General features: G+C 57.9%; 9 protein-coding genes. 7 read left to right on the forward strand and 2 right to left on the reverse strand.

The genetic code is table 11. From position 1 onward, the window contains the following. Nucleotides 1-334: 334 nt before the first annotated feature. From J7380_RS01380 to J7380_RS01400, 5 genes are all read left to right on the forward strand, one after another. Complete coding sequence (locus tag J7380_RS01380; protein WP_209194148.1) at nucleotides 335-2,794, forward strand: hypothetical protein; 2,460 nt, start codon at nucleotides 335-337, stop codon at nucleotides 2,792-2,794. Between the two features lie 139 nt (nucleotides 2,795-2,933). Next, nucleotides 2,934-4,871 carry a type I secretion protein gene (locus tag J7380_RS01385; RefSeq protein WP_209194149.1) on the forward strand — a complete coding sequence of 646 codons (1,938 nt, stop codon included), beginning with the start codon at nucleotides 2,934-2,936 and terminating at the stop codon, nucleotides 4,869-4,871. Nucleotides 4,872-4,909: 38 nt separating this feature from the next. Then, on the forward strand, nucleotides 4,910-7,135 hold the full coding sequence (locus tag J7380_RS01390; protein ID WP_209194150.1) for a type I secretion system permease/ATPase: 2,226 nt from the start codon (nucleotides 4,910-4,912) through the stop codon (nucleotides 7,133-7,135). Next, on the forward strand, nucleotides 7,135-8,487 hold the full coding sequence (locus J7380_RS01395; protein ID WP_209194151.1) for an HlyD family type I secretion periplasmic adaptor subunit: 1,353 nt from the start codon (nucleotides 7,135-7,137) through the stop codon (nucleotides 8,485-8,487). The genes J7380_RS01390 and J7380_RS01395 overlap by 1 nt, the downstream gene beginning before the upstream one ends. 80 nt (nucleotides 8,488-8,567) lie before the next feature. Further along, the gene (locus J7380_RS01400; RefSeq protein ID WP_209194152.1) at nucleotides 8,568-8,945 is read left to right on the forward strand and encodes a rhodanese-like domain-containing protein; all 378 of its coding nucleotides are present in this window, start codon (nucleotides 8,568-8,570) and stop codon (nucleotides 8,943-8,945) included. Nucleotides 8,946-9,020: 75 nt separating this feature from the next. Here the strand turns inward: J7380_RS01400 and J7380_RS01405 are convergent, their stop codons facing one another. Continuing rightward, complete coding sequence (locus J7380_RS01405) at nucleotides 9,021-9,779, reverse strand: alpha/beta fold hydrolase (protein WP_209194610.1); 759 nt, start codon at nucleotides 9,777-9,779, stop codon at nucleotides 9,021-9,023. Between the two features lie 91 nt (nucleotides 9,780-9,870). Between J7380_RS01405 and J7380_RS01410 the strand changes: the two genes are divergently transcribed. Then, nucleotides 9,871-10,245, forward strand: coding sequence for a hypothetical protein (locus J7380_RS01410; RefSeq protein WP_170770121.1), 375 nt, complete (start codon nucleotides 9,871-9,873; stop codon nucleotides 10,243-10,245). Nucleotides 10,246-10,293: 48 nt separating this feature from the next. Here J7380_RS01410 and glyA read toward each other — a convergent pair whose 3' ends face one another. After that, the gene (glyA, locus tag J7380_RS01415) at nucleotides 10,294-11,589 is read right to left on the reverse strand and encodes a serine hydroxymethyltransferase (RefSeq protein WP_209194153.1); all 1,296 of its coding nucleotides are present in this window, start codon (nucleotides 11,587-11,589) and stop codon (nucleotides 10,294-10,296) included. A 166-nt stretch (nucleotides 11,590-11,755) separates the two neighbouring features. On the opposite strand from glyA, the gene J7380_RS01420 reads away from it, so the two are divergent. After that, complete coding sequence (locus tag J7380_RS01420) at nucleotides 11,756-12,517, forward strand: NAD kinase (protein WP_247742352.1); 762 nt, start codon at nucleotides 11,756-11,758, stop codon at nucleotides 12,515-12,517. Nucleotides 12,518-12,683 lie beyond the last annotated feature (166 nt).

Here is a 12,683-nt window from a genome sequence, read left to right on the forward strand (position 1 = left end):
CTGATGGCTGATCTAAATTTTTGCTATATAAAATATAGAGTTAACCGTTCTAGCGCTTACGGCTAGCTATCCAGATCACCCTACTGCTGCAACCATGATTGCACTCCAATTTGCGGAGTTGAATTTCCTATTGCGTCTGCACATCGCGCATTTTCGCGACGTTTTTCTTCAGACGTAGTTTCGGCTTGGCCGAGAAAGGAGGGTGGGAGAGGAATCACTGAAAAGACACGCACCCATGCGCGGTTTGCGCTTGTGTGCCTCATTGTTTCAACGCGCCAGTCACCGTTTTGGAGATGAATGACGGTCCGTGCGCTCAGTAAGTGGAATTATTGATATGAGTAAACGTCAACAACCGCATAACAGCATCACAGACATTGATGAAGTTAACATCGGTACGGCATATGTTCCCGTGGACGCAGATGTTCACGTTGATGACGCCTATATTGAAGCTGATCTGACTGATCAGGACACCAATGTCGAAAATGAACAGGGTCAGGGCCAGGATCAAATCCAGGGTCAGGCGACCGTGGTCGAGAATGGACAGGGTCAGGATCAGGGGCAGGGCCAGGATCAGGGCCAAGGCCAAGACCAGGGTCAAGGTCAGGACCAGGGCCAGGGTCAAAGCCAGACCAATGGCAACAATGACAATTCGAACTGGGTCAACATCGACTTTGGCGATGCCGAGCCTTTGGGCCGTGACGACGATCTGGTCGACGTCGACGTATCCGGCGGGTCGTCGATTGATGATGTGATCACTGTTGGAAACGATTTCGACTACGATCCGGGCGACGATTTGAACCTGGATATCGATCTGAGTGGTGAGGGCAACGACATGTCCGCCATCAACCACCAGTACGCCAACCTAAGCGACGATGATCATCTGGGATCGGCTGCGGTAACCAATACCGGTAGCTTTGACCAGAACGGCAACGCGCGCGGCGGCTCAGCGACAGCCGACGAGGGCATCAGCACGCATTCCGACGGCGGCAATTCGGGCCAAGGTGGCAGCACCTATGCGGGGAATGCCTCGGGCAATACGACTGGCGGCGATGCATACGCACTGGGTGGTCACACCGGTGATGCCGATGGTACCGGTGTCGGTGGTGACGGCGGTAACGCGGGTGATGCGTCTAATGTCGGTTTGGGCGTGGGCTTGTCTGGTGCGGAATCCAACGGCAGCAGCAGTGCAGGCGCAGGTGGTCAAGCTATCAGTGACTCGGCCGCGCATAACAGCGGCGCTTCGGTTTCCGATGGCACCAGCGTAGCCGGAGAAGGCGGTAATGCCGGATCCGTCGGCTTGGGCCTGGGCCTGGGTCTCTCGGGTGCCGAGAACGGCGGTCTGTCCAGCGGCGGAGATAACGTATCGCATGCTGGTGCGCTGGGTGCTGGTCAGGGGACCAATGACTCTGACGCAAACGGTGCAAATGGTGGCGACGGTTATGCCGACACCGATGGTGTCGCGATCAACGCCGGAAGCAGCGAGACCGAGGCCAATGACGCAGACGCCGGCAATCTGGGCCTTGGGCTTGCAGGAAGCCTGGCTGGCAGTGCGGCCGATGCGGATACCGGGAATGGCACAGGTGCAAGTGGCACCGGTGGCAACGGTAACGGCAGTGGCGGTACCGGCGGCAACGGCAACGGTGCAACCGGAACGGGCGGCAGCGGTAATGGTGCAGCTGGAACTGGCGGTGCCGGAACTGGCGGCGCGGGTACCGGTGGTGACTCGGGTCAGGTTGACGCAGCTCTGGCAGCTTTGAATCAGCAGAATGGTCTGCTTGGACTGAATGCTGGTCATGCTGATGCCAGCAATGGTGGCGGAGACACAAATCACGGTAATCCGGGCACCGGTGGCGTTGGTTCGGGCGCAGTCGGCTCTGGCGGCGATGGCACAGGTGCCTTCGGTTCGGGTGGCGACGGAACCGGCGGTGGCGCTGGTGGCGGCGACGGGACCGGTGGCGTTGGTTCGGGCGGCGATGGCTCGGGCGGAATGGCAACCGGAGGCACCGCGGGTGCGACTTCTGGCGCGCAAGGCGTTGGCGATCAAACCACGACTGGCCCGAACGTCACCCAATCGCCGGGCGATGTGAACGGAAACGCGAGCCTGCCGCAGAACAACAGCGGTGACGGTGGCGCGGCCGGTAGCAACACCACCGACGGGTCGGCAACAGGTACCGGTACCGGAACCGCGACTGCCGATGGTTTCGGTGGCGGTGGCGGCGCGATCCAGCAGGATGCGATGTCCAGCGGCACAGGTGCGGGGTCTGCTGATGCAACCAACACCGCAGGCGAGGGCGGCGACTCTGGTCTGTTCTCGGTCGCGGATACGGACGGGTCTGCAGACAGTCTGGCAAGTGCCATTGCAGGGTATGGCGGTGACGCGATGTCCGACAATGACGCAACCTCGACGGGCGCGGGCAGCGCGACCGGGTCGGCCATGTCCGGCTTTGGTGGTGGCGGCGGCGCTGGTGCCGGTAACGGCGGAACCAGTGGCGACGCGATCGGCTCTGCGACCTCGGGTGCAACGACCGGCGCAATGGTCAACGGCGGTGACGCTGCGGGTGCCTATTCGGGTGCTGGCGGGACCGGTGGCCATGCAGGCGAGTGGGGCTCTGGCAACGGCGGAGACGGCATTGTGAACGGCGAGTCCTATGCCTCGGCGGCTGCGGTGGTCGACACGTCGGCGTTCAACCAGTCGATTGTCATGGGCGCCAACGTTCTTGGCAACACGGTCGACACAACCATGGTCGGTGGCTCGATGACCTCCAGCTTCGCCAGCGACGACGCCGACGCGTAACTTGCGTAGTGGCAGGGTCAGAGCTTGGGTTTCCAGGCTCTGACCGCTTCTGAAAAACTGTCGGGGCCAAGGACAGATGGCCCCGACTCAACTTAACCCAAGGCAGTTGATTTTGAACGCCGCGGGAAAGGAAATTGAAATGTCGTTTGATAGTATCAGTGAGACGATTGCCCATTTCATCGGAACTTTTGATCTGACGACCGAGCAAGCTCGGTTGCGAGATCAATATCAGGAATTTACCGCTCTCAGGCGCAAGGCTGAGATGGAAGAGCTGGAAGAAGGTGCTGCCGTGAAAGTACGGGCAGACCTTAACCTTGACCCCGGAAAATACGACGCTTTACCCTATGCGCCATCGGTTAGTCACACTGACATTCCGTTGGCTCCAAACCCGCAACCGTTGGGGCCGATTCCAGATGGTCCATTGCAAACTGGCCCGGGTCCCGATCAAGTGCTTCCCGATGCGGCGATCGCTTCGACCTCGATACCGATCTTGGTCGCGAAACCAATTTTGATCCCCGAACTGATCGGCTCGGCTGTCACCTATGCGATTCAGACATTGGACCTGAACGACAACGACACCATCGGTCAGGGGGATTTCCGCGATGTGGACTCATTGGTGCAGCAAGGTCAGGAACTGGCTGATGTTGCGCTTTCTCTACACGCGGTATCGTCCCCATCCTTTAGCATTTCCGATTATCAGTCGATCGAGCACCTCGAATCGATTGTTGCCGAGATACAGGCCCCATTCGAAGCCCCGTCTGAGGATGTGACTGTCCACCAGTTCCAAGGCGAAGAAGCCATGGGAACGATTGTGAACGGTGAACATGTCGAGGAACTTCCGGATTTTCTGGAATTAGTGCCAAGTCACCATCTTCCTGATGAAGAAGACGACAGTGACCACCCTGACTTGTTGCCAACTGAGTGGGATCAGTCAGACGATGCCGATTTTGGCGATGGTCACACCGTTATCGCGGGGGGCAACCTAGCGATAAACGAGGTCGCCATTACCGTCGGTTGGGTCGATGCTCCGGTAATTGCGGTCGGTGGGCAGTCGGTCAACCTAACCGTCGTAAGCCAAGTGGCGATTGTCTCGGATGTCGACGAAGGGCCCGAGGATACTCAAAGCGAAACCACGGTGGTTCAGTCGTCAAGTATTGCAGTGGAATCCAATGAGGCGTCCTGGCTTGATGATAATGTCTCGGAAGAGGGACAGGATCCTCTTGTCGCGATCACCTGGATTTCGGGTGATCTGTTCGTCACAAATTTCGTAAAACAAGAAATCAACGCCACTGATATCGACCATATTGAAACCCAGATTGACGCCACGACCAGCCTGTTTGTGTTGGGTGACAACGACCTGGTGAATGAGGTCAGCGTTGTTGAGCTTGGCAGCTATTACGATCTGGTTTTAATCGGCGGAGACATGGTTTCGGTGGATTTTGTCCACCAGACGATTGCGTTGGTCGATGACGATGTGGTCTCGGGGGTGGTCGCCGAGGAAGACAATGACAACCTTGTCATGAACCACGTGGAACTGACGACCTTTGGGGAAGACACTCATGAAGAGTTGTCAGAAACGCTGGCCGAAGTCTTACCTCTGCAAGAGATGGACACCGACGCTTTGGAAGATGCACTGCTGAACGATCCTCAATATGCGGGGATGGAGCAGGTGCGGGTTCTGAAAATCGAAGGTGATCTGGTGCAGGTCAACGTCGTCGAACAGGTGACTACCCTGCAGGACCAGGATGATATTCACGTACAAGGTGGGAATGGTGCCATAGCTTCGGCGTTGGGTGCTGGAAATGCGGTGCTGAATGCGGCGAGTATCTCGACCATCGGAGTGGACTCGGTCGTTATGGCCTCGGAGGGTGAATATTCGGATGTCGTTCTGCATCAGGCGAGCCTGATTGACACCCCAGACGAAGATCTGGGTGCAGAGCTGGCCAATGAGGCCATCGCGATCCTGATGCAGGAAACATCTGGACCGGGTAAGTCAGACCTTGCCCCGGGTCACAACAAACTGACGCCCTCTGAAATGGCCAGCGTAGATGATGCGCTGTCCTCAATGTTAGCTTAATTTCCCAGTTTTTTTACGAGTGAACCGAAAGTCTGAGTATGTCGAGAACGTTTTCGTCGAGTCGCTCTCTCTTTGCCAGTCCTATGGACGGCGGGGGTGGGGCCAACCCAGTCAAATCAGTTGCCGCACGAAAGGCGACGGCGTCCGGCATATTGCCCGAGTTACGATTAAGCGAAGACATGCGTGTGCGGCCTTTGAAAAAAGGGCCTGAAAAACCGGAAGCAAACAAAATCAGAGTGGACCCCGATCAAAGGTCCGAAACTGACGAAATTCAGAAACGCGCTGAATATTCCCTTCGGCGCGCTACGTCGCAGCCTGATCAAGGTCACGGTACTAAGGGCTGCGATGCTGGGGTGGCCGATGCTGAAGGGCTCGGTCCTGAAACCGCCAGAAAGGAGACCGCGCGGGTCCCCCCCCTGTCGCGATCCAAAGGCGGTGCGAGTATTGGCACCACCATCGAGGCCAAGGCGAACCAACCTTTGCCGTTGAAAAAAAGCGGCGGCGGAGATGGTAACGAGCCACCCCAGACCTTTCACAAACGCACCCCGCCCGAGGATTTTCAGCGTACGTTGCAAGTCTCGCTGCGTGCCATTCTGCGCAACCTTGCCTTTGTTCTGGTCCTGACCTGTGCGACGAACATCCTTATTCTGGCGATCCCGATTTACCTGTTCCAGATCAGTGACCGCGTGTTGACCAGTCGATCGCTGGATACGTTGATCATGCTGACCGCGATCGTGGCTGGCGCTGTCATCTTTCAGTCGGCCTTCGATGCGGTGCGTCGCTTCATGCTGATGCGAACCGCGGTCGAGGTTAATGCACGGCTGGGTGCTCCGGTCCTCAGTGCAGCCGCCCATGCTTCGTTGCACGGTACAGGGCGCGAATATCAGACATTGGGTGATCTTCAGCAGGTACGGGGTTTTCTTGTATCGGGGACTTTGATCTCGTTTCTGGACGTTCCATTTGCACCGTTGTTCATCCTTATGATCTTTCTGGTTCATCCCCAGCTGGGCATGATCGTGATCGTCACGGCGCTGTTGTTGATGGTCATTGCCATTATCAACCAACGTATGACAGCCGGCCCCTTTGCCGAGGCCAACCGGGCGCAATCCATGGCCAACCAGCATCTGGATTCGATGTCGCGCAACAGCCAGATTATTAATGCTCTGGCCATGATCCCCGAGGCCGTGCGTATTTGGGGCCGAGACACAGCGCAGTCACTGACGTGGCAAGTTCGGGCACAGGACCGGAACGTTATTTTCGCCGCTATTTCGCGAGCGGTACGTTTGCTGACACAGATCGCCATTCTGGGGTGGGGGGCATTCCTGGCCCTGCAGGGCGAAATCACGGGCGGGATGGTGATCGCGGCGTCGATCATTGCCGGGCGGGCTTTTGCGCCCATCGAAGGCTCCATCGAAGGGTGGAACGGCTTCCTGCTGACACGCGGCGCTTACGGGCGGATCAAGAACTTGCTGTCCAACTCGGCGCTTCAGTTCGAGAAATTGCGCTTGCCGCGGCCAGAAGGGCGGTTGGATGTGGAACGGTTGCTTTTTGTCCCCGGCGGCACCAAGCGCGTTGTATTGAACGGGATCAGCTTTGCGCTGAATCCGGGTGAGACGCTGGCGATCATTGGCAACTCGGGCGCGGGTAAAACCACGTTGGGCAAAACACTGGTCGGGTCGATTTTGCCGACATCCGGCAGCGTGCGTCTGGACCTGATGGATATCCGTAACTGGGACCCGCGCCAGTTTGGCGAAAGCATCGGCTATCTGCCGCAGGATGTGCAGCTGTTTCCGGGCACCATCAAGGACAACATTGGCCGTATGCGCGAAGATGCAACGGACGAACAGATCCACGATGCTGCCGTTCTAGCCGATGTCCACAACATGATCGCCACGTTGCCCCAAGGGTATGAGACTGTTGTGGCCGCCGATGGCTCGCCACTGTCCGGCGGTCAAAAGCAGCGGATTGCCCTTGCGCGTGCCTTCTTTGGAAATCCGCGGCTTGTGGTTCTGGATGAGCCAAACTCGAACCTAGATGTGGCCGGAGATCAGGCGCTGGCACGGGCCATCGCGCAGGCCAAGGAAAACAAGATTACGGTCGTGGTGATTACGCAGAAGCCAACGCTGTTGAACGTGGTCGACAAGATCATGCTGCTGACGGATGGACGTGTTGCTTTGTTCGGGCAGCGCGAACAGGTGCTGCAACAATTGAACGGCCCGCGCAAACAGACTGGGATTGAAGGCCAGCAGAAAGGGGATGCGTAATGAATGATCTCGTGCCGGTCAATAATGACCCCAAAGACCCAACTGTCTGGTACGCTGAAGTACCGCGCTCGATCAACCGGTTGGTCGTAATTGGTTTAGTCATGCTGGTCGTCTGCTTTGGCGGCTTTGGCGTCTGGTCTTTCAGCGCACCGCTGGCTGCTGCGGTGATTGCGCAGGGAAGTTTCGTGGCCACTGGTCGCAACAAGATCGTACAGCATCTTGAGGGCGGGATCATTGAAAACATCAAAGTGATTGAAGGCCAGTCGGTTCAGGCGGGGGAAGTGCTGATGACGCTGGACCAAACTTCGGCCGAGGCCAATGAACGAGAACTGTTCATCCGTAAAATCCGCTTGCAAGCCATGTCTGAACGCCTTGAGGCTGAGCACAATGAGAAGGATCAGTTGGAGTTTTCCGCCGAGTTGCTTTCGGCCACTGACGATGTCGAAGTCATGACCATTCTTGATGGCCAGAAGATCAGCTTCGAAGTATCCCGCAAAACCCTGCTGAATGATATCGCATTGTTGGAACGCAACATGGAGGCCCTCAGGATCAGGTCCAGCGGGTTCGAGGCGCAACTGGACAGTATGAAACGTCGTGCGGAAATCCTGCAGGAAGAATTTGAAACCAAAAAGGCGTTGTTCGACAAAGGCTTGGTTCGCAAGGGAGATCTGAACACGATCCGTCGCGTGCAGGCTGAGGCGGAGGGACAGCAGGCGAGGCTGGCGGCTGAGACGGCGGAAATCAACCAGATGTTGCTGAAGTATGACGAACAGATCACGCGGACACGTTCGGCCTATCGCGAAGCCGCGTTGGATGAGTTGGGTGTGATTGCAGCCGATCTGGAAAGTGTCCGCGAAAAGGCACGTCAGGCGCGCAGTGTTCTGGATCGTGCCGTTGTTCGCGCACCAGTCACGGGGACTGTTGTAAGGCTTCACTATCACACACCTGGGGGCGTGATCGAAACTGGCGAGCCTATCGCTGAAATCCTACCTGCCGATGCGCCCCTTATCATCGAGGCGCAGATTCCCCGGACCGAAATTGACAGCGTCGTGACGGGTCAGAACGCGACGGTGCGTCTGGTTGGGTTGAATCAGCGCACGACGCCGGTTCTCAGTGGGGAAGTCTTTTATGTATCAGCCGACGCCTTAGTTGAGGAATCATCAGGGGCCCCTCAAGAGGTATACTTGGCGCGTGTCTCGCTAGCGCCGGACGAGATTGACCGGGTGCGGGGCTTTATCCCCACACCGGGTATGCCTGCCGAGATCATGATCCAAACCGAAGAACGCACTTTTGCGGCTTACATCGCCAAACCGGTGACGGACAGTATGTCGCGTGCCTTCCGCGAACATTGATCACGGGTGTAGGGTCTTCAACCTACACCTTCCAGTTTTCGCATGTTATCTTGTTGGGAACACCAACAGGAGAAACGCCTATGCCCTTAACCGTGAAAGAGATGATGGAAGCCGCGAACGCCGCTGTTGAACGGATAGATATGGCTCGCGCCGCCGAGATTCTGGGGCAGGGTGGGTTACTGCTGGACGTACGTGATGGGGCTGAATTGCAAAAAACGGGTCGGGCTGCAGGCGCGCATCACATCTCACGGGGTATGTTGGAGTTTCATGCCGACGATGCGATGCAATCTCATGACCCCGAGCTGCGTAAGGATCGTCCCATTGTTCTGTATTGCGCAGCCGGAGGGCGTGCGGCGCTGGCGGGCAAGTTGTTAAAGGATATGGGATACGCGCAGGTTTACAATCTGGGTGGTTTCAAAGACTGGGTCGAAGGTGGCGGCGACGTCGCGGGCTCCTGAAGCGAATGACTTGAAGCTGAATGCCAAAGGATCGACGCGGGTACAACTGCGCCGGTCTCTTTTGCGGACTTTCTCCTAGGCGTTCAGGAAGGCCCGAACCGAAGCCTCGAATTCACGGGGTTTTTCGGCGTGCAGCCAATGTCCCGCACCGGGTATTTTGGCGAAGCGCGCAGTTGGAAACAGCGCCCGGATCGCGGGGCGGTGTTCGGGCAGAACATAGTCTGATGAGCCCCCCGACAGAAATAGGGTCGGTTTGGTACATGTGCCGGTGATGTCAGGAAAGCTCATGATCTTGGGCATCTCGGCGGCCAGAACGTCCAGGTTCAACAACCAGCGTTGGCCCTTGATGTCCAGCGACTGGGTGAAAAAGCTTTGCAGGGCTTTCTCGACCCCCTGATCGGCCAGCTGCTGTTCGGCGTCCGAGCGTCGCGTGATGGAGGATAAATCCACGGCGCGCATCGCCTCGATGAACTTGATCTGGCTGTGGGTATAGGTCACGGGTGCGATGTCAGCGACCACCAGTTTGCGCAGTTTCTCACCATGCAGCAAGGCCAGCGTCATGGCCGCCTTGCCACCCATCGAATGCCCGACCACATCGGCCTGACCGCCGAAATGGTCAATCACCTCGGCCAGATCATTTGCCATGCTGGGATAGTCATGCTGCGGTGTCCATTCGCTGTTGGAATGGTTGCGCATATCGACGGCGACGACCTGCCGCTCATCCGACAATCTGCGCGCAATTACGCCCCAATTCCGGCCCGAGCCATAAAGACCATGGGCAATCAGCAAAGGCGGGTTCGAGGTCGGCTCACCATGGACAATTGTATTCAGCATGACCGAGTGATACCCGTCGCCGGTCCAAACAACCAGCCCCATTGTCGTGCTTGCGCCGCCCGGATATGGTGCCGCGTCAGGAGGCCCTCATATGGCGCAAAACCCCGATATCCAAACTCAGATCGCGCAGACCGTGCAGTTGTTGCGCGACAAGCTGGGTGTGCGGGACAAGACGCTGACGGCCTCGGTCCGAAAGGCCAAACGTCAATTGCCCCGACGCATCTACAAACAGGCGCTGCTTTTGGCGAATGCGGAACAGATGGCGGCCCATCCCAAGCTGAGGTTGGTGCTGGATACGCCAAAACTGGCCCGCGCCTCAGAAGAGGTGCAGGATCATCTGACAGGCATCAATCTGGCCGACCGCAGGCTGGGCTGGTTTCTGGGGATGCTGGGTGGTTTGGCTTTCAACCTGTTGGCCCTGTTGGTTCTGCTGCTGGTGTTTTTGCGCTGGCAGGGCTTCATATGAAAAACGGCGCCGCTGGGGCGCCGTTCAACCTTTTGATATCCTGAAATATTACAGGTTCGGGTAGATCGGGAAGCGGGCGCACAGCTCGGCCACTTCGGCTTTGACCTTGGCTTCGACCTCGGCATTGCCGTCTTCGCCATTGGCGGCCAGACCGTCGACCACTTCGATGATCCAATCCGCGATCTGGCGGAACTCGACCTCGCCGAAGCCGCGGGTGGTGCCAGCAGGCGAGCCCAGACGGATACCGCTGGTGATGGTCGGTTTCTCCGGATCAAACGGCACGCCGTTCTTGTTGCAGGTGATGTGCGCACGACCCAGGGCCTTTTCGGTCGCGTTGCCCTTGACGCCTTTGGGGCGCAGGTCGACCAGAACCACATGGGTGTCGGTGCCGTGCGTAACCGTGTCCAGACCGCCTTTGATCAGCTGATCAGACAGCGCCTGCGCGTTGTTGATGACCTGCTGGATGTAGGTCTTGAACTCGGGGCGCAGCGCCTCGCCAAAGGCAACGGCTTTGCCAGCGATGACATGCATCAGCGGACCGCCCTGAATGCCGGGGAAGATGGCCGAGTTCACTTTCTTGGCGATCGCCTCGTCATTGGTCAGGATCATGCCGCCGCGCGGACCGCGCAGGGTTTTGTGAGTGGTAGTGGTGGCCACATGCGCATGCGGGAAGGGGCTCGGATGCTCGCCTGCTGCAACCAGACCGGCAAAGTGCGCCATATCCACGTGCAGGTAAGCGCCGACCATATCGGCAATCTCACGCATCCGCGCAAAGTCGATCTGGCGCGGGATGGCCGAGCCACCCGCGATGATCAGCTTGGGCTGATGCTCTTTCGCCAGCGCCTCGACCTGATCATAGTCCAGCATGTTGTCCTGCTGGCGCACGCCGTACTGAACGGCCTTGAACCACTTGCCCGATTGGTTGGGCGCGGCACCGTGGGTCAGGTGGCCGCCTGCGTCCAGGCTCATGCCCAGAATGGTGTCGCCGGGCTGGATCAGCGCCTGAAACACACCCTGGTTGGCTTGGCTGCCCGAGTTCGGCTGAACGTTGGCAAATCCGCAGCCAAACAGTTCTTTGGCGCGATCGATGGCCAGGTTTTCGGCAACATCGACAAACTGGCACCCGCCATAATAGCGACGGCCCGGATAGCCTTCGGCATATTTGTTTGTCATGACCGAGCCCTGCGCCTCCATCACGGCGGCAGAGACGATGTTTTCGGACGCGATCAGCTCGATCTCATCGCGCTGACGACCCAGCTCGGACGTGATCGAGCCGAACAGCTCGGGATCACGGTCAGCGAGGGATTGGGTGAAAAATCCGGTATCACGAATATTGGCGTTCATGGGGGCTCCACATACTGGGGGGTAATTTGCGGATTTCCTATCGGAAACTGGCCAGCGGCAAAAGGCTTAAAGCGACGATTTGGCCGACTGCGGCGTCAAGACTGGCCTATCGGGGAAAGGTATGGTTGTTTCGGAACCAAATGTGCAGCACCGGAAACCGCAACAGATGATTCAGAGAATCGCTTTTCTTGCCAGCGACGCGAAAGTGGCGCAAACCGCGCGCGACACGCTGGTCAAGCGTTATGGCAACGCAGCGCCGCGTGATGCGGATGTGGTCGTTGCGCTGGGCGGCGATGGCTTCATGCTGCACACGCTGCACAACATGCAGCATCTGGATACGCCTGTTTACGGCATGAACCGTGGCACCATCGGATTTCTGATGAACGAGTTCCATGAGACTGACCTGATGGAACGCCTTGATGCAGCGATAGAAGAAGTCATCAATCCACTGGCCATGCGCGCGATGGACCAGTCCGGCAAGATGCATGAGGCGCTTGCGATCAACGAGGTATCGCTGCTGCGGGCCGGTCCGCAGGCCGCACGGCTCAAGATCAGTGTGGACGGACGGGTTCGCATGGATGAACTGGTGTGCGACGGGGCGCTGTTGTCTACGCCTGCGGGGTCCACGGCCTATAATTACTCGGCCCATGGTCCGATTCTGCCGATTGGCTCCGATGTTCTGGCCCTGACTGCGATCGCCGCGTTTCGCCCGCGCAGGTGGCGAGGGGCTTTGTTGCCCAAGATCGCCAAAGTTCGGTTCGATGTGCTGGACGCGGATAAACGCCCGGTCATGGCCGACGCCGATTCGATCTCGTTCCCTGATATCGACTGGGTCGAGATCAGGTCCGAGCCTTCGATCCAGCATCGCATCCTTTTCGACCCCGGTCATGGGTTGGAAGAACGGCTGATCTCGGAACAATTCACATAATTTCTTCGATCGATCACGTTTTTTTCGCGCTTATGTGAACCAGTTCACAGGAGCCTGATTAACGATCGGTTAATCTGAACTTGCCCGGAGACACATCAACGGCGGGAGTGAGTGGCCGCCAACGGTGTTTTCGAAATGAACGCGCAGTTTTCGCGCTGGCAAGGGT

It is taken from the genome of Ruegeria sp. R8_1, assembly GCF_017743815.1.
In the GTDB taxonomy this organism is placed as follows: Bacteria; Pseudomonadota; Alphaproteobacteria; order Rhodobacterales; family Rhodobacteraceae; genus Ruegeria; species Ruegeria lacuscaerulensis_A.

Bases quoted from the DNA above. Each gene is read 5' to 3' on its own strand.
- J7380_RS01410 (WP_170770121.1), top strand. From the start codon at position 9,871: ATGGCGCAAAACCCCGATATCCAAACTCAGATCGCGCAGACCGTGCAG.
- glyA (WP_209194153.1), bottom strand. From the start codon at position 11,589: ATGAACGCCAATATTCGTGATACCGGATTTTTCACCCAATCCCTCGCT.
- J7380_RS01395 (WP_209194151.1), top strand. From the start codon at position 7,135: ATGAATGATCTCGTGCCGGTCAATAATGACCCCAAAGACCCAACTGTC.
- J7380_RS01380 (WP_209194148.1), top strand. From the start codon at position 335: ATGAGTAAACGTCAACAACCGCATAACAGCATCACAGACATTGATGAA.
- J7380_RS01420 (WP_247742352.1), top strand. From the start codon at position 11,756: ATGATTCAGAGAATCGCTTTTCTTGCCAGCGACGCGAAAGTGGCGCAA.
- J7380_RS01400 (WP_209194152.1), top strand. From the start codon at position 8,568: ATGCCCTTAACCGTGAAAGAGATGATGGAAGCCGCGAACGCCGCTGTT.
- J7380_RS01385 (WP_209194149.1), top strand. From the start codon at position 2,934: ATGTCGTTTGATAGTATCAGTGAGACGATTGCCCATTTCATCGGAACT.
- J7380_RS01405 (WP_209194610.1), bottom strand. From the start codon at position 9,779: ATGCTGAATACAATTGTCCATGGTGAGCCGACCTCGAACCCGCCTTTG.
- J7380_RS01390 (WP_209194150.1), top strand. From the start codon at position 4,910: ATGTCGAGAACGTTTTCGTCGAGTCGCTCTCTCTTTGCCAGTCCTATG.